This is a genomic window from Micromonospora sp. SH-82 (assembly GCF_051132485.1).
Taxonomy (GTDB): domain Bacteria; phylum Actinomycetota; class Actinomycetes; order Mycobacteriales; family Micromonosporaceae; genus Micromonospora.
In genome coordinates this window covers 2,908,028-2,923,866 of the sequence record NZ_CP148049.1, presented here as the reverse complement: position 1 = coordinate 2,923,866, position 15,839 = coordinate 2,908,028, and the positions used below count along the sequence as shown (strand labels likewise).

The window sequence follows — 15,839 nt, the reverse complement described above, 5'->3', positions numbered from 1 at the left end:
GTTCACCGTCGACGTCTACCACTGTGCACATCTTCGAGAGGGGCGTTGTCGTGATCGAGCAGCCGGCGTACACCGGATTCGGTTTCTCCGACGAGGAGTGGGGTCTCCTGGTCGGTCTGCCGCAGGCGGTGCTGACCGCCGCGAGCGCCGCCGAGTCCGACAGCAGCCGCCGTACCCGGGCGGAGGGCGTGGCCGGGATGGAGATCATCTCGTCCGGCCGGGAGTCGGCGATCCCGCTGGTGGCGGCGGTCGCCGGGGAGATCGTCGCCCGGGTCGGGGACCCGGAGGCCGGTGGAGACCTCCCCGGGGTCGAGGTCGAGCTTCCGGTCGTCGCCCCCGCCGACCCGCAGGCCCTCATCGACGACGTCCTCGCCCGGGCCGGGCAGGCTGCCGCCCTGTTGGCGACGAAGGTCGACGAGGGGCAGGCCGGGGCGTACAAGCACTGGTTGGTGGAGATCGCCGACCAGGTGGTGGGGGCCGCGCCGACCGGGGGGATCCTCGGGCTCGGCGGCGAGCAGGTGAGCGACTCGGAGCGTCGGTTCCGCGACCGGCTCGCCCAGATCCTCAACGACTGACCGCAGCGGATCCGCCGGGGCACCTCGTCGCGTCGACGGGGTGCCCCGGCGTCGGTTCAGGCGAGGCGACGGGGGAACAGGGCCGCGGTGAGGGCCACCCCGAGGGCGAGCAGGCCCAGGCACCAGGCGGCCGCGTACCCCGGGGCGGACCCGGTGGGGGTGCCCAGGAGCAGCGCCCGCATCGACTCGATGACCGGGGTGACGGGCTGGTTCTCGGCGAACCCGTGCAGCCAGGTCGGCATCGTCTCCACCGGGACGAAGGCGCTGCTCGGGTAGGGCAGGAACATCACCAGGAAGGAGAACCCCCCGGCCGCCTCCGGGGTCCGGGCCAGCAGCCCGGCGGCGGCGGCGAGCCAGGAGACCGCCAGGAGGAACAGCAGCAGCACCCCGGCGGCGGCCAGCCACCGCAGCGGGTCGAGGGCCGGACGGAATCCGATCACGGCGGCGACGGTCAGGACCAGGACGGTGGCGACGCCGTTGCGCACGACGCTGGCGGCGACGTGTCCACCCAGGATGGCCACCGGGCTGACGTCCAGACTCCGGAACCTGTCGACGACCCCGGTGGTGAGGTCGGTGGTGACGCTGACGGCGGTGCCCGCCGCCCCGAACCCCGCGCAGAGGACGAGGACACCCGGGACGACGTAGGTGACGTACCGGGTCCCGGTGTCGATGGCCCCGCCGAAGAGGTACACGAAGACCAGCATCAGCAGGACCGGCAGCAGCAGCGAGACGAACAGCGCGTCGACGTTGCGCCGGGACAGCCGTACGCACCGGGCCACCATGACCAGGGCGGACGTCGCGGCCGACCGGTGTCGGAGGGTACGCGGCGCCGGGGCGGCGGTGAGCAGCTCAGACATCCGCCACCACCATGGAGGCCTGCGCCGACGAGGACTGCGCCGTGGAGGGCTGCGGCGTCGAGGACTGCGGCGTCGAGGACTGCGGCGTCGAGGGCTGTGCCGGGTCGGTCGCCGGGCGACCGGTCAGGGCGAGGAAGACGTCGTCGAGGGTGGCGACCCGGACGGTGAACCGCACCACCCGGTGTCCCGTCGGATCGACCTCGTCGAGCAGGTGGCGGATCTGCGGGGCGCTGCCGTCGGTGACCACCCCCACCTCCCGTCGCTCGGGATCGTGGTGGACGACCCGGTCCCCGAGCAGGCGGCGTACCTGCTCGACGTCGGTCTCCTCGCGTAGCCGCAGGTCGAGCCGTTGGGCCCCGAACCGGGCCTTGAGGGCGGCCGGGGTCCCCTCGGCGGCGAGCCGCCCTCCGTGCAGGATGGCGACGACGTCGGCGAGTCGATCGGCCTCCTCCAGGTACTGGGTGGTGAGGACCACTGTGGTCCCGGCGCGGGCCAGGTCGGCCACGACCGACCAGAGCCCCTGTCGGCTGCGCGGGTCCAGGCCGGTGGTCGGCTCGTCGAGGAAGATCACCGACGGGTCGCCGACCAGGCCGGCTGCCAGGTCCAGGCGGCGACGCATCCCCCCGGAGTAGGTGACGACCCGGCGACCACCGGCGTCGACGAGGTCGAACCGGTCGAGCAGGTCGTCGGCGCGGCGGCGGGCGGCGGCCCGCCCCAGTCCGGCCAGTCGGCCCATCATCCTCAGGTTCTCCACCCCGGTCTGTCCGTCGTCGATCGCCGCGTACTGGCCGGTGAGGCTGATCCGGGCGCGCACCTGCCGCCGGTCGCGCAGGACGTCGTACCCGTCGACGCGGGCCTGCCCGGCGTCCGGGGTGGTGAGGGTGGCGAGGATCCGCACCGTGGTGGTCTTCCCGGCCCCGTTCGGCCCGAGCAGGGCGTGCACGGTTCCCGGGTCGACCCGCAGGTCGAGGCCGGTGAGCACCGATGTCCTGCCGTAGGTCTTGTGCAGTGCGACGGCCTCGACCGCCGGTGGTGTCGCCATGAGCGTCCCCTTTTCTGCGTACGGCGTACGCTTTACTGCGTGCAACATACGCAGAAGCTAGGATGGCGGTCAAGGCCGATCACGGGAGGTGCCGATGAGCGAGGCGGGCGTCGAGCTGCCCCAGGGCATCGAGCTGGCCTGGGGGCTGCGGGAACGCCCCGGGAAAGGACCCCGGCGCAGCCTGACCCTGGACCAGGTGGTCGCCGCCGGTATCCGGGTGGCCGACGCCGAAGGGCTGACCGCCGTGTCGATGAGCCGGGTCGCCGGTGAACTCGGGCTCGCCACCATGTCGCTGTACCGGTACGTGCCGACCAAGCAGGACCTGCTCGGTCTGATGTCCGACACCGCCTACGGGGACCCACCGGCACCCCGGGGCCCCGACGAACAGTGGCGGCCCGCCCTGACCCGGTGGGCCGGGGAACTGGTCGACCGGATCCGGCGACGCCCCTGGGTACGGCACGTCCCGATCGACGGCCCCCCGATGGGCCCCCGCCAGGTCGGCTGGATGGAGCAGGGACTGGCGACCCTGGACGGGATCGGGTTGCGGGGCATCGAGCCGCTCTCCACGATCCTGCTGATCAGCCAGTACGCCCGCAGCCACGCCGCCCTGACCCTGGACCTGGTCGACGCCGCGACGGCCGCCGGGACCACCCCCGACGAGGCCGGGCAACGCTACTGGCAGCAGCTGGAGGTGGTGACCCGCTCCGGGGCGTACCCGCAGATCCGACGCCTGATGACCGACCTGGCCGACGCCGAGGAGACCGACGCCGACGCGGACTGGCGGTTCGGACTGGACCGGATCCTCGACGGGATCGAAGCTCTGGTCTCCTCCCGTCACCCTGGGTGATCGGTAACGATGGACGGAGGCCGACGGGGAGGCAGAGACGCCGATGTTGCACACCACTGTCGTGGACACCCGGCGGCTGCCGACCGCCGACCGGTTCGACATGTGGCTGGAGACGGTCTCCGGCAGTTCGGCGAAGCTGCGGATCCGGACCGAGCACTCCGCCGACTTCACCGCCCGGGCGGTCTTCACCGACCTGGGCCCGATCCGGTTGGCCCGCCACGACTACCCCTCGCTGACCGCCACCTCCCCCGGTCGACCGGTGGACCGGCGTGACAGGGGCTCCTACCAGCTCGGGCTGACCGTCCGGGGCGGCAGCAGATGCCGCCAGGAGGGGCGGGACAGCCACTTCACCCCTGGTGACTTCACCTTCTACGACTCGGCCCGCCCGCACCATCTGGACCACCACAGCGGCGCCGGTGGACACGCCTCGTCGGTGGTGGTGATCGTCCCGCACACTGTCGTCCCGTTGCCGCCCCGACGGCTCTCCACGCTGCTGGCGGCCCGGATGCCCGGCACCGAGGGGGTGGGCCGACTCCTGGCGCAGTTCCTCGTCGAGGTCACCGACCACCCCGAGCACTACCACGCCGCCGACGCGTCCCGGCTCGGCACCATCGGGCTCGACCTGATCACCACCCTCCTCGGTCGGCACCTGGTCGCCGAGGAGGAGGTGCCTGCCGAGGTACGCCGTCGGGCCCTGTTCAGCGAGGTCCAGGCGTACGTCAGGCGGCACCTCGGGGACACCACGCTCGGTCCGCAGGTCATCGCCGACGCCCACCACGTCTCGCTCCGTTCCCTGCACCGCCTCTTCGAGGCCGAACAGACCACCGTCGCCGCGTACGTCAGGGACCTGCGGTTGCAGCGGTGCCGACGGGACCTCGCCGACCCGGCGCTGCGGGGCCGGTCGATCGGGTCCGTCGCCGCCCGCTGGGGCTTCGCCAGCCCGGCGCACTTCAGCCGGGTGTTCCGGGCGGCCCACGACACCACCCCCCAGGAGTGGCGCAGCCGGCACCTGGATCAGTCACGGATCGACAAGACGGCGGCATCCACAGTCAAGCGGTCCCCGGCAGACTGACCCGACGCGATCGGCCCGGACCGGAACGTCGCCCGGCCCGGGCCGATCGCGTACCCACACACAGGCCGCCCGGACGGGACCGTGCCGCCGGGTCAGGCCCGTTCGAGCAGGTCCAACACCGACCGCTCCGCCCCCTCCCGGGGCGTCCCCGGTTCCACCGGCACCACCACACCCTCGTGGTAGAGGTCGACGACCCGAGGGTCCACGTAGGAGGTCCGGGCCACAGTCGGGGTGTTGCCCAGCAGCTCGGCGACGTCCCGCATCACCGCCGCCACCGCCCGCCGACGGGCGGTGACCGACCGCTGCGGGCCGGTGGTGGCCAGGTGGGTCGCGGCCAGGACCGTCGCGTGCCAGGTACGGAAGTCCTTGGCGGTCATCTCCGCCCCGCTGACCTCCCGCAGGTAGCCGTTGACCTCGTCGCTGCGCACGTCACGCCAGGAGCGGCCGTCCCAGTAGCCGAACAGCCGGTCCGCCCGTCGACGCCGTCGCCGCAGGTCCACCAGGACCCGGCACAGCTGCGGGTCCTCGATCTGCCGGACCTGGTCCAATCCGCCCTTGGCCGGGAACTCGAAGACCACGCACCCGCCCCGGGACCTGGCGTGTTCGGGGCGCAGGGTCGCCACCCCGAAGGTCGGGTCGTCCCCGGTGGCGTACTGGTCGCTGCCGATCCGGAACATCCCCATGTCGAGCAGACGGGTCACCGTGGCCAGCACCCGGCTGCGGCTCAGCCCCCGGCCGGTCAGATCCCGGTCGACCCGGTCCCGCAGCTGCGGGAGGCGACGGGCCACCGCCAGGACGTGGTCGAACTTCGCCTCGTCCTGCCTGCGCCGCCACTGCGGGTGGTAGAGGTACTGCCTCCGCCCGGCGGCGTCCACCCCGACGGCCTGGATGTGCCCGTTCGGGTACGGCGAGATCCACACCTGCTGCCAGGCCGGCGGGATGACCAGGTCCCGCAGCCGGTCCAGCTCGCCGGGGTCGCGTACCGGGTCACCGCCGGGGGCGACGAACGACCAGCCCCGGCCGCGGCGGATCCGGGCGTACCCCGGTCTGCCCGGATCGCTACGCCGCAACCGCACCGGCCCTCCGCACCGTCCGTTCCACCTCGTCCACGGCGGCCAGCACCTCCTCCACCTGCACCGACACCAACCGCAGGTCGGTACTTTCCCCGTCGGCGGTCGGACAATCCTGCCCGGCGCCGCGCACGACCCGGTGCCACGGCCGCCCCGGCGGAGGACCCCAGACCTGCGGCGACTCCGGGCCGAACAGCACCACCGAAGGAGTGCCGTAACCGGTGGCCAGGTGGGCGACCCCGGTGTCCCCGCTGACCACGAGGCGGGCCCGCGCCACCAGGGCGGCGAGCTCCGCCAGGTCGGTCCGGCCGGCCAGGACCGCCCCGGGGGGCAGCCCGGCCCGGTCGGTGACCCATCCGGCGAGGTCCCGCTCCGCCGCCGACCCGGTCACCACCACCCGGTGTCCCCGGGCCCCGAGGGCGGCGGCCACGGCGGCGAACCGCTGGGCCGGCCACCGCTTCGCCTCGACCTTCGTCCCGGGGTGCACCACTGTGGTCCCGTCCGGCACACCGGCCCCCACCGGCCGCCGCAGCGCCAGGTCACAGGGGTCGGCCGGGACGCCGTACCAGTGCAGGAGTCGGCACCAGCGGCGTACCTCGTGTTCGGTCCCGTCCCATTCCGGCCCGTCGGTGTGCCCCGCCTGCGGGCAGGAGAAGGCGACCAGCCGGGCCGCGCCGACGTCGGCGAGCAACCGGTGCGAGCGGGGTCCCCGGCCGTGCAGGTTGACCGCGACCGTCGGCGGGGGGCCGGACCAGCCGACGTCGGCGTCCAACCCGTCCAGCGGGACCAGCCGGTCCACCCCGCCGACCAGGTCGACCAGCGGCCCCAGCCAGGCGGGCGCGAGCAGGGCCAGTTCCCGGTCCGGGTACGCGGCCCGCAACCCCCGCAGCGCGGGCACCGCAGTGGCCAGGTCACCGACCCCGAGGGCCCGCAACACCAGGATCACGGGTACGACGACTCCTGCTCGGCGCAGACCACCATTTCCCGTACCGCGCAGCCGGGCGGCTGGGAGAGCGCGAACAGCACCGCCGCCGCCACGTCTGCCGGTTCGTTGAGTACGGCGTCCGGGCCGGGTCTGTACCGGGCGTCCCGCTCGTCGAAGAAGGCGGTCCGCATCCCGCCCGGGATCAGCAGGGTCACCCCGACGGAACCGGCCAGTTCGGCGGCGAGGGACCTGGTGAAACCGACCACCCCGAACTTCGCCGCGCAGTACGCGGTGGCGTCGGCGACCGCCTTCACCCCCAGCGTCGAGGCGACCGTGACGACGGTCCCCCGACTGTCCTGCAGGTAGGGCAGCGCCGCTCGGACCACCGCGACGGTGGCGAGCAGGTCGACGGCGACGATCCGCTCCCAGGTCACCGCCGGGACGTCGACGAGCCTGCCGGGCACGTCCATCCCGGCGGCGGTGACCACCCCGTCCAACCCACCGGCCTGTTCGGCCAGCTCACGGGTGCCCTCCTCGGCGGCCCGGGTGTCGGCCAGGTCGCACTCGACCCACGGCACCCCGTCACCGGGGGGCTGGCGGTCCAGCACCAGAGGACGTCCCCCGGCCCGGGCGACGGCGGTCACCACCGCCGCTCCCAGCCCGCTGGAGCCCCCGGTCACCAGCACTGTCGGCCCGGTGCCGGGCGGTGTCACGCTCATCGGTTCCCCTCCACGCCCACCGGGACCGGTCGGGCACCGGCCGCCGCGATCAGGTCGGTGGTGGAACGTCCGTCCAGGTACGGCACCACCACCGTGTGTCCTCCCCACCGGCGCAGGATCCCCGCCTCGGGCAGCGCCGGCTCGTCACCCGCCCCGCAGGCGTAGTCCCCGCCCTTGACCCAGACGTCGGGCCGCAGCCAGGACAGGGTCGCCTCGGGAGTCGACTCGTCGAAGATCAGCACTGCGTCGACGCAGCTCAACGCGGCGAGGATCCGTGCCCGGTCGGCCTGGGCCACCACCGGCCGGTGTGGACCCTTCAGCCCCGTCACGCTGGCGTCGGAGTTCAGGCAGACGACCAGACAGTCACCGAGTTGGCGGGCCGCCTGAAGGGTCGCCACGTGACCGGCGTGCAGCAGGTCGAAACAGCCGCCGGTGGCCACCACGGTCCCGCCGGCGGCGCGTACCTCGGCCACCACCGAGGCGACCTCGGCCGTACCCACCCGCCCGGCGACCGGGGGCGGCGGAACGGACGGGGCCGGAGGGGACGACGCCGGGCGGACCGGCGGCGGCAACGCGGTGGCCACTCCCCCGTCCGCGACGTACGCCGACGCGTCGGCCACCGCCCGCTGCACCGCCTCGGGGAGCAGCGCCCCCGTCGACAACGCGCTCGCCGCGCTCGCCGCGAACCGGTCCCCCGCCCCGCAGGTGTCCCCGTCGGCGTGGGCCGGGCTGGGCACCATCAGCGGGGTCGACCCGGCCGAGCAGAGCAACGCCCCGTCCCCGCCCAGGGTGACCACCACCGCCCCGGCCCGCCACCGTTCCCGCAGGCTCTGACCGCCCCGCTCGGCGGCGGCCAACCGGGACCCGCCCGACGGGACCTTCGCCAGTTCCCGCACCTCGGACTCGTTAGGGGTGACCAACCGGACGCCGGGCACCGGCGCGGGCCCCCGGGGATGCGGATCCCACACCACGGGCGCCCGGGTCCCGGTCAACGCGGCCCGCAACGCCGGATGCCGGGCAACGCCCCGGCCGTAGTCGCTGACCAGCACCACCGAGGCGCGGGCGATCAGCCGCAGCACCGCCTCGCTCGGGTCACCCGGCTCCGGTGCGCCGCCACCCCGGTCGTGGCGCAGCAGCACCCGACCCCGGGCCCGCAGTCGCACCTTCTCCGGGGTGGGGCCGGCCAGGGACAGCGGGTGCAGCTGCACCCCGGCCGCGTCCAGCAGGGCGCTCAACCGGGCTCCACCCTCGTCGCCGGAGACCCCGGTGACCAGGGCGACCTCGGCGCCGTACGTGGCGGCGAAGACGGCGGCCAGCCCCGCCCCGCCGGGCCGGTCGGCGTACGCCGTCTCGTCGAGCACCGGCACCGGGGAGTCCGGACAGAGCCGGTTGACCACCCCCTCCACGTCCCGGTCCAGCAGGGTGTCCCCGACCACCACCACGGGTCCCGTCACCGTCTCCCCCTCCGCACGCCTCGATCGACCGGCCGCTGCGGGCCGCCCAGTTCCACCTCGACGCCGGTCCGGACCGGGGACACCCCGTCCGACGGGACCGGATCCGGGGACGGTTCGCCGGCGACCGGCCGGGCGACCCGGGCGGCTAGCACCGCCGGCAACGCCTGGTCCACGTACTCGCAGAGCACGTGGGTGGAGACCAGGTGCAGCTCCTGCACCACCTGGCTGTCCGGCGCGTCCACCGCGAGGGTCTCGTGGCAGACGTCGGCCAGCGGGTTCGGTGCCGGGCCGGTGAACGCCCAGCACCGCAGCCCGGCGTCCCGCCCGGCCCGCGCCGCGGTGAGCAGGTTCGGGCTGGTGCCGCTGGTCGACATCACCAGCAGGATGTCCCCGGGTCGACCGTGGGCCCGGACCTGCCGGGCGAAGACCTGCTCGTACCCGTAGTCGTTGGCGATCGCGGTGATCGCGGAGGTCTCCGCGTGCAGGGCGATCGCCGACAGCGGCTCCCGGTCGTCGCGCAGCTTCCCGACCAGTTCGGCGGTGAGGTGCTGGGCCTCGGCGGCGCTGCCACCGTTGCCGGCCACCAGGAGACGACCCCCCGTCCCCAGGTGCCGGGCCAGGTCCCCACCCCACCGGGCCAGCAGCCCCGCCGACGCCCGGTACGGCACCAGGGCTGCGGCCAGGACGGCCAGGTGCGTGTCGAGCAGACTCGGCGGCGGGGTCTCGGCCCGCCCGGTGACCGGGACGGCCGACATCAGGCCACCACCCGGTACGGCCGGTGCACTGCGGCGACCTCGGTGTAGACCCCGACCAGCCGCTCGGCGGTGGCCGCCCAGGAGTACAGGCGGCGGGCCCGTTCCAGCGCCTCGGTGGCGTACGCGAACCGGCGGATCCGGTCGTCGAGCAGCCGTCGGATCGCGGTGCCCAGGGCCTGTGGATCCCGGGCGGGCACCAGGTCCCCGGTGACCCCGTCGACGACGGTGTCCTTGATCCCGCCGACCGCCGTGCCGATCACCGGCACACCGCAGGCCATCGCCTCCAGGGGGGTCAACCCGAACGGCTCGTACCAGGGGGCGGCGACGAGGACGTCGGCGGAGCGGTACCAGCGGCCCATCTCCTCCCGGGGCACCGCCCCCACCAGCCGGACCCGGTCGGCCACCCCGCACGACCCGGCCAGTGCCCGCAACCGGCGGGCGTACGGGTCGGACTCCAGCAACCCCACCGGCGGCCCGCCCACCACCACGCACTCGGCGTCGGGGACCAGCGCCATCGCCCTGATCACGGTCTGGAAACCCTTGCGTTCGACGAGCCGTCCGACGGTGAGCACCCGGTGCCGTCCGGGCCGCACCTCGGCGGCCGGACCGAGCGGGGCGAAGGTGCCCAGGTTCACCCCCGACGGGATCACCGTCACCCGGGACCGGGGCACCCCGAGGCGGACCAGTTCGCCGACCTCGTCGGAGCACTGGGCGACGACCCGGTCCACGGACCTGCCGAGTTCCCGCTCGTAGGACACCCGCCGGGCCGGGCTGGTGTCCTGCACCCCCTGGTGGCGGCGCTTCACCGCGCCCAGCGCGTGGTACGTCTGCACCACCGGCACCCCGACCCGGCGACCGGCGGCGAGCCCCGCCAGCCCGCTCATCCAGAAGTGCGCGTGGATCACCTCGGGCACCCAGTCGCCGCCCCGCCACCTGTCCGTCAGCCACTGCCCGAACTGCGCCATGTACGGCAGGAGGGCGTCCTTGGCCAGCGGCTCGGCGGGACCTGCGGGTACGTGCACCACCGCGTACCCGTCCGGGCTGCGGACCGTCACCGGCAGGTCCACGGCGTCCTGTCGGGTGTAGACCCGGACGTCGTGGCCGGCGGCGGCGAGCGCGGCGGAGAGCTCCGCGACATGCGTGTTCTGGCCGCCAGCGTCCTCCCCGCCGAGGACGGCGAGGGGACTGGCGTGCTCCGAGATCATCGCGATCCGCATAGCTCCTCCTCCAGCAGCCGGTCCCAGTCCGCGAGGAATCGGTCCAGGCCGTAGCGGTCCCGCGCGGCCGTACGGGCCTCGATGCCGGCCCGTCGGGCCGCCACCGGGTCGGCGATGAACCGCCGGGCGGCGTCGACCAGGTCGTCGACCCGGGTGGAGATCGCCCCCGCCTGCGGGGGCACCGCCACGACGGCCTCGGTGGTGGCCAGGGTGACCACCGGCATGCCCAGCGACATCGCCTCCACCAGGCTCAACCCGAGCGAGGTCCACCGGCACAGGTGCAGGTAGGCCCGCCGACGGGCCAACTCCTCGTGCATCACGGCCTGGGGTACGTCGTCGTGGCTGGTCAACCGCTCCTCGGGCAGTCCGAGGTGGGCGGCGAGCCCGGCGACCCCCAGGCCGTACACGTCCAGCGGGGCGACGGCGGCGAAGCGGTGCAGCAGGTCGGTGCCGGTGACCCGCCCCCGGCGTACGGGTTCGTTGATCACCACGGCGAGCCGGTCCAGTTCCCCGGTCCACCGGACCGTCGGCGCGACCACCCCGTGCTCCACCACAGTGGTCCGGGTCCCGCCGGTGTCCCAGAACAGCTCGTTGAAGTGGGTCACGTGGGCGACCAGGAGGTCGTCCCGGTCGGCCATCGGGTGCCGGGAGTGCGGGACGTCGCCCTCCTTCGGCGTGTTGTGCTCCACGTAGATCACCGGCAGGTCCCGTCCGGGGCGGCGACCCGTCCACTGCTGCGCCAGGTCGAACTCCTCGGGGCGTTGCAGGACCACCACGTCCACCGGGGCCTCCCGGAGTTCCTCCGGGGTCACCTCGACCGCGCCGTCGGGCCACTGGTAGGTGCGGGCCCGGCCGAGGCCGTACGGGCCCCGGTCGGGTGTGGTGGGAATGAGGTAACGGTGCCGGCCGTGCACGAAGGCAGTGGTCCAGGAGCCGTGCACGTGCCAGAGCAGGACGTTCATCGGCCGCTCCCGCCGCCGGTGGACGCCACCGTCGCGGTCACTGCGGCCACCGGGGCGACGACGGGCGGGCGGGGGCCGGGCGTCGGTACGCCGAGCAGGCGTACCGCGTCGACCACCTCCTGCGGGTCGATCCCGGTCAGGCAGGGGTGCCCGGGGACGGGGCAGCGGGCGGCGCGGGTGTCCCGGCAGGAGGCGGTGGGGTCGCCGAGCCGTACGGCGGGCACCCGCCAGGGTCCCCACTGCCCGTACGGGACGGTCGGGGCGAACAGACTCACCACCGGTACGCCCAACGCGGCGGCCAGGTGCGCCGGGCCGGTGTTGCCGACGACCAGGGCCTGCGCCCGGGCGATGACGGCGGCCAGGTCCCCCAGGCCGGTGCCGCCTCCCAGGTCCACGCCGGTCCCCCCGGCGACCCGGGCGGTCAGCTCCCGTTCGCCAGGCCCGCCGGTGACCACCACCCGGTGCCCGGCGGAGGTCAGCAGCCGGACCACCCGGGCCGCCAACTCCGGTGGGCAGGCCCGGGACTCGGCGGCCGAACCGGGATGCACCACCAGGTACGGCCGTCGTGGCAGTCCGGTCGGGGTCGGTGGACGGATCCGCAGAGCGGGCCGGTCGCCGGTGGGCAGCGCGAACCCGGCGGCGGCGGCCAGGGAGAGCGCCCGTTCCGGCTCCGGGACGCCGGTGGGCACCCGGTGGCGGACGTCGAGGAGGCTGCCCGGGTAGTCGTCGCTGATCGCACTGATCCGGCCCACCCCGGCCATCCGCAGCAGCAGCGCCAGCGGCAACGCCGACTGGTGGTAGCTGGTGAAGACGACCGCCTCGTCGGCGCCGATCCGGGCGAGCCTGTCGACCAGGCCGGTCACGTCGGCCGGGTCCACCGGGGCCGGGTCCGCCTCGATCCAGGGCAGCGGGTGCTCGACGATCTCGGTCACCCCGGGGAGCAGTTCGGCTGCGGCCCGTCCCCGTGGACCGCACAACAGCACCACCCGCTCGGCGTACGCCGCGACGGCCCGGATCGCCGGGCCGGTCACCAGCACGTCCCCGGCCGAGTCGCTGCGTACCACGAGCACCGTCGCGGCCCGGCGGGGCGCGGCCGACGGGGTCAACGCCCGCTGTCGGGCGAGGATCTGGTCCACGGCCGTCGACAGGTCCTTGGCCACCCACCCGGCGGCGGCGACCTCCCGGGGGCGGGTCACCGGGGTCGGCACCAGCAGACCGGTCGCCCCGGCCGCCCCGGCGGCGACCACGTCCCGACCGATGTCCCCCACCACCACGCAGCGCTGCGGGACGGTGCCCAGTTCGTCGGCGGCCGACCTGACGAGACCCGGGGCGGGTTTGCGGCATCCGCACCCGTCCCCGTCGTCGTGCGGACAGACCTGCCAGGTGTCGAAGGGGCCGAGGTGGTCCTCGATCCGCGCGTTGACCCGGGCCAGGTCCCCGACGGTGAACAGCCCTCGGGCCAGGCCGGACTGGTTGCTCACCACCCCCAGCCGGAACCCGGCGGCCCGCAGCCGGTCCAGCGCCGCCCGCGCCCCCGGCATCGGCAGCACCCGGTCCGGATCACCGTTGTACGGCACGTCGACGACGAGCGTGCCGTCACGGTCGAAGAGCACCGTGTCGAACAGCCCGGCCGCGTCCCGGTCAGCACCGGCGGAAACCCCGGCTGACCTGCGCTGATCCGGATCACGGTCCTGTCGCACGGGCGGCGGGTTCCCGGCGCCCCGGGGAGTAAACGTCGGCGGGTCGGGGGCGGCCCCACCCCGGACCGTCCGACACCTGTCCTCCGACCCGTTGCGCGCCCACCCGCCTGCCTTTCGGACCGTTGCGCGCCTACCCGCCCTCGCGCAGAAGCTAACCCGGGTCGGCATACTCCGCCGGTCGGCCGGGTACCGGGAGCAGTGTGGCGATTGTGGAGAAAGTGATCGATGCCCCGCCGGAGCAGGTCTTCGCCGTGCTGGCGGACGGGTGGACGTACAGCGACTGGGTGGTCGGGACGGCGCACATCCGCGACGTGGACGACGCCTGGCCCCGGGTCGGCAGTCAGCTGCACCACCGGGCCGGGCCGTGGCCGTTCTCCCTGGAGGACACCTCGACGGTGCTGCTCTCCGAGCCGCCGTACCGGCTGACCCTGCGGGCCGAGCTCTGGCCCGCCGGGGAGGCGATCGTGGCCTTCGCACTGGAGCCGGTGGAGGGCGGCCGGACCCGGATCCGACTCGGCGAGGACTTCGCCGCCGGGCCGCTGCTCTGGATCCGGACCAAGATCAACGACATGGTCCTGCACCAGCGCAACAAGGAGACCCTGCGGCGGCTCTCCGACATCGCCACCCGGCAGAAGGGCGACCAGTGACGCAGACGGTGGTGGTGACGGGGGCCAGCGCCGGGGTCGGCCGGGCCGTGGCCCGACGGTACGCGCAACGCGGAGCCCGCCTCGGGCTGATCGCGCGCGGGGAGGCCGGTCTCGCCGCCGCCGAACGGGACTGCCGGCGGCTCGGGGCCGCCGACGTCCGGTGCTACCAGGTCGACGTGGCCGACGCCGGGGCGGTCCAACAGGCCGCCGACGACGTCGTGCACCACTTCGGCGGCATCGACGTGTGGATCAACAACGCGATGGTGTCGGTCTTCGCCCCGGCCTGGGAGATCTCCGCCGCCGAGTTCCGCCGGGTCACCGAGGTCAACTACCTGGGCACCGTGTACGGCACGATGGCCGCCCTGCGACACCAGCGGGCGCACGGGCGGGGCACCATCGTCCAGGTCGGCTCGGCCCTCGCCTACCGGGGGATTCCGTTGCAGTCGGCGTACTGCGCGAGCAAGCACGCGATCCAGGGGTTCAACGACTCCCTCCGGTCGGAGCTGCTGCACGACTGCCCGGGGGTGAAGCTGTCCATGGTGCAGCTCCCGGCGATCAACACCCCGCAGTTCACCTGGGTACGGACCAGACTCCCCCGGCACCCGCAGCCGGTTCCGCCGATCTTCGCCCCGGAGGTGGCCGCCCGCGCCGTGGTCTGGGCCGCCGACCGCGGGACCCGGGAACTCAACGTCGGTGGTCCGACCTGGCGGACCCGGCTGGGTAACACCCTGTTCCCCGGGCTGCTCGACAGGTTCCTGGCCCGCAACGGGTACGACGCCCAGCAGACGTCCACTCCGGTCGACCCGCAGACCTGGCGGGACAACCTGGACGCCCCGGCCGACCAGGAGCGGGACCGGGGAGCCGAGGGCGTCTTCACCGATCGGACCCGACACCGCTCGGCGGCACTCTGGGTGGGGACCCACAAACCCGCTGTCACCGCCGTGGCCGTCACCGGGCTGGCGGTCCTCGCCACCGGCCTGCGCCGCCGTCTCCGGTAGCGGAGTGGGGAGCCTGACGAAACCGCCACGACCATGTGGCTACCCTCTCTGAGTACCCTGTCGGCAAACCGAGGATGTCCGTCATGATCGAACCCGTGCAGTTGCCGTCACCGTGGCGGGATGTGCGCCTGACCGTCGTGGTCCCCACCTACAACGAGGCGGGCAATCTTCCGGTCCTGGTCGAGCGACTGCTCGCGCTTCCGCTGCCCGGGTTGCGCATCCTGGTCGCCGACGACAACTCACCGGACGGCACCGGCGAGGTCGCCGACAAGCTCGCCGTCGAGCACCCCGACCGGATCCAGGTCGTCCACCGGGCCGGCAAGGAGGGCCTCGGCCGGGCGTACGTGGACGGCATCAGCCGCGCCCTCGACGGCGGCGCCGAGTACGTCGCCCAGATGGACGCCGACCTGTCCCACCCGCCGGAGGCGCTGCCCGGCATGCTCGGTGCCCTGCTCTCCACCCGGGCCGGCGTGGTCATCGGCTCCCGCTACGTTCCCGGCGGCCAACTCGACGAGGCCTGGCCGCTGTACCGGCGGGCACTCAGCGGCTGGGCCAACCTCTACGTGCACACCCTGTTGCGGGTCCGGGTCCGGGACCTGACCGCCGGGTTCAAGATCTGGCGCGCCGACGCGCTCGTCGACATCGGCCTGGAGCGGGTCCAGTCCAACGGCTACAGCTTCCAGGTCGAGATGCACTACCTCGCCACCAAGCTGGGGCACACCATCCTGGAGGTGCCGATCCGCTTCGAGGAGCGGCGCGACGGCGCGTCGAAGATGACCACCGCCACGAAGATCGAGAGCGCGCTGATGCCGTTCCGGCTGCGCAGCCGGCACCGCAACATCGACAGCACCGGCGCCCACCCGGTCGAGGTCGAGCCGAACCCGACCACCGGCCCTGCGGTCACCGGCGACGACACCCCGGCCGCCGCTGCCGTCCCGACCGCCGCCGCCCCCACCGTGACGTCGGAATCCACCACGACCTCGGACGCCGCTGCGACCC

At 74.3% G+C, this 15,839-nt stretch carries 15 protein-coding genes and 1 pseudogene; 6 read left to right on the top strand and 10 right to left on the bottom strand.

Annotated elements, in window-relative coordinates:
* Positions 1-50: 50 nt before the first annotated feature.
* Positions 51-575: a hypothetical protein gene (locus WHN02_RS13435; RefSeq protein ID WP_434743623.1), complete on the top strand. Its 525-nt coding sequence runs from the start codon at positions 51-53 to the stop codon at positions 573-575.
* A 56-nt stretch (positions 576-631) separates the two neighbouring features.
* Here the strand turns inward: WHN02_RS13435 and WHN02_RS13430 are convergent, their stop codons facing one another.
* Both WHN02_RS13430 and WHN02_RS13425 read right to left on the bottom strand, forming a co-directional pair.
* Entirely contained in the window at positions 632-1,432 is an 801-nt protein-coding gene (locus tag WHN02_RS13430; RefSeq protein WP_434743622.1) for an ABC transporter permease, read from the bottom strand.
* Positions 1,425-2,474, bottom strand: a complete 1,050-nt coding sequence (locus tag WHN02_RS13425) for an ATP-binding cassette domain-containing protein (protein ID WP_434743621.1) — start codon at positions 2,472-2,474, stop codon at positions 1,425-1,427. The genes WHN02_RS13430 and WHN02_RS13425 overlap by 8 nt, the downstream gene beginning before the upstream one ends.
* A gap of 94 nt (positions 2,475-2,568) precedes the next feature.
* Here WHN02_RS13425 and WHN02_RS13420 point away from each other — a divergent pair, with 94 nt between their 5' ends.
* Entirely contained in the window at positions 2,569-3,321 is a 753-nt protein-coding gene (locus WHN02_RS13420) for a TetR/AcrR family transcriptional regulator (protein ID WP_434743620.1), read from the top strand.
* 43 nt (positions 3,322-3,364) lie between these two features.
* A complete protein-coding gene (locus WHN02_RS13415) occupies positions 3,365-4,393 on the top strand; it encodes a helix-turn-helix domain-containing protein (protein WP_434743619.1) in 1,029 nt (342 codons plus the stop codon).
* A 92-nt stretch (positions 4,394-4,485) separates the two neighbouring features.
* Here WHN02_RS13415 and WHN02_RS13410 read toward each other — a convergent pair whose 3' ends face one another.
* The 8 genes from WHN02_RS13410 to WHN02_RS13375 are packed head-to-tail and all read right to left on the bottom strand — an operon-like array spanning position 4,486 to position 13,195.
* Positions 4,486-5,469 (bottom strand): DNA topoisomerase IB, encoded by a 984-nt coding sequence (locus tag WHN02_RS13410; RefSeq protein WP_434743618.1) that lies wholly within the window; start codon positions 5,467-5,469, stop codon positions 4,486-4,488.
* Positions 5,453-6,409: a glycosyltransferase family 9 protein gene (locus tag WHN02_RS13405; protein ID WP_434743617.1), complete on the bottom strand. Its 957-nt coding sequence runs from the start codon at positions 6,407-6,409 to the stop codon at positions 5,453-5,455. Before WHN02_RS13405 ends, WHN02_RS13410 begins: the two co-directional genes overlap by 17 nt.
* On the bottom strand, positions 6,406-7,107 hold the full coding sequence (locus tag WHN02_RS13400) for an SDR family oxidoreductase (protein ID WP_434743616.1): 702 nt from the start codon (positions 7,105-7,107) through the stop codon (positions 6,406-6,408). Before WHN02_RS13400 ends, WHN02_RS13405 begins: the two co-directional genes overlap by 4 nt.
* Entirely contained in the window at positions 7,104-8,546 is a 1,443-nt protein-coding gene (locus tag WHN02_RS13395; protein ID WP_434743950.1) for a PfkB family carbohydrate kinase, read from the bottom strand. The genes WHN02_RS13400 and WHN02_RS13395 overlap by 4 nt, the downstream gene beginning before the upstream one ends.
* 11 nt (positions 8,547-8,557) lie before the next feature.
* Positions 8,558-9,316, bottom strand: a complete 759-nt coding sequence (locus tag WHN02_RS13390; protein WP_434743615.1) for a D-sedoheptulose-7-phosphate isomerase — start codon at positions 9,314-9,316, stop codon at positions 8,558-8,560.
* Positions 9,316-10,533, bottom strand: a complete 1,218-nt coding sequence (locus WHN02_RS13385) for a glycosyltransferase (protein ID WP_434743614.1) — start codon at positions 10,531-10,533, stop codon at positions 9,316-9,318. Before WHN02_RS13385 ends, WHN02_RS13390 begins: the two co-directional genes overlap by 1 nt.
* Entirely contained in the window at positions 10,518-11,495 is a 978-nt protein-coding gene (locus WHN02_RS13380; protein ID WP_434743613.1) for a glycosyltransferase, read from the bottom strand. The genes WHN02_RS13385 and WHN02_RS13380 overlap by 16 nt, the downstream gene beginning before the upstream one ends.
* On the bottom strand, positions 11,492-13,195 hold the full coding sequence (locus WHN02_RS13375; RefSeq protein ID WP_434743612.1) for an HAD-IIIA family hydrolase: 1,704 nt from the start codon (positions 13,193-13,195) through the stop codon (positions 11,492-11,494). The genes WHN02_RS13380 and WHN02_RS13375 overlap by 4 nt, the downstream gene beginning before the upstream one ends.
* A 218-nt stretch (positions 13,196-13,413) precedes the next feature.
* On the opposite strand from WHN02_RS13375, the gene WHN02_RS13370 reads away from it, so the two are divergent.
* The 3 genes and pseudogenes from WHN02_RS13370 to WHN02_RS13360 all read left to right on the top strand — a co-directional run.
* Positions 13,414-13,842 carry an SRPBCC family protein gene (locus tag WHN02_RS13370; protein WP_434743611.1) on the top strand — a complete coding sequence of 143 codons (429 nt, stop codon included), beginning with the start codon at positions 13,414-13,416 and terminating at the stop codon, positions 13,840-13,842.
* On the top strand, positions 13,839-14,840 hold the full coding sequence (locus WHN02_RS13365; protein ID WP_434743610.1) for an SDR family oxidoreductase: 1,002 nt from the start codon (positions 13,839-13,841) through the stop codon (positions 14,838-14,840). Before WHN02_RS13370 ends, WHN02_RS13365 begins: the two co-directional genes overlap by 4 nt.
* A gap of 83 nt (positions 14,841-14,923) precedes the next feature.
* Positions 14,924-15,685 (top strand): annotated as a pseudogene (locus WHN02_RS13360) (polyprenol monophosphomannose synthase); the annotation flags it as partial.
* Positions 15,686-15,839 lie beyond the last annotated feature (154 nt).

Bases quoted from the DNA above. Each gene is read 5' to 3' on its own strand.
- WHN02_RS13430 (WP_434743622.1), bottom strand. From the start codon at position 1,432: ATGTCTGAGCTGCTCACCGCCGCCCCGGCGCCGCGTACCCTCCGACAC.
- WHN02_RS13425 (WP_434743621.1), bottom strand. From the start codon at position 2,474: ATGGCGACACCACCGGCGGTCGAGGCCGTCGCACTGCACAAGACCTAC.
- WHN02_RS13420 (WP_434743620.1), top strand. From the start codon at position 2,569: ATGAGCGAGGCGGGCGTCGAGCTGCCCCAGGGCATCGAGCTGGCCTGG.
- WHN02_RS13415 (WP_434743619.1), top strand. From the start codon at position 3,365: ATGTTGCACACCACTGTCGTGGACACCCGGCGGCTGCCGACCGCCGAC.
- WHN02_RS13400 (WP_434743616.1), bottom strand. From the start codon at position 7,107: ATGAGCGTGACACCGCCCGGCACCGGGCCGACAGTGCTGGTGACCGGG.
- WHN02_RS13390 (WP_434743615.1), bottom strand. From the start codon at position 9,316: ATGTCGGCCGTCCCGGTCACCGGGCGGGCCGAGACCCCGCCGCCGAGT.
- WHN02_RS13385 (WP_434743614.1), bottom strand. From the start codon at position 10,533: ATGCGGATCGCGATGATCTCGGAGCACGCCAGTCCCCTCGCCGTCCTC.
- WHN02_RS13380 (WP_434743613.1), bottom strand. From the start codon at position 11,495: ATGAACGTCCTGCTCTGGCACGTGCACGGCTCCTGGACCACTGCCTTC.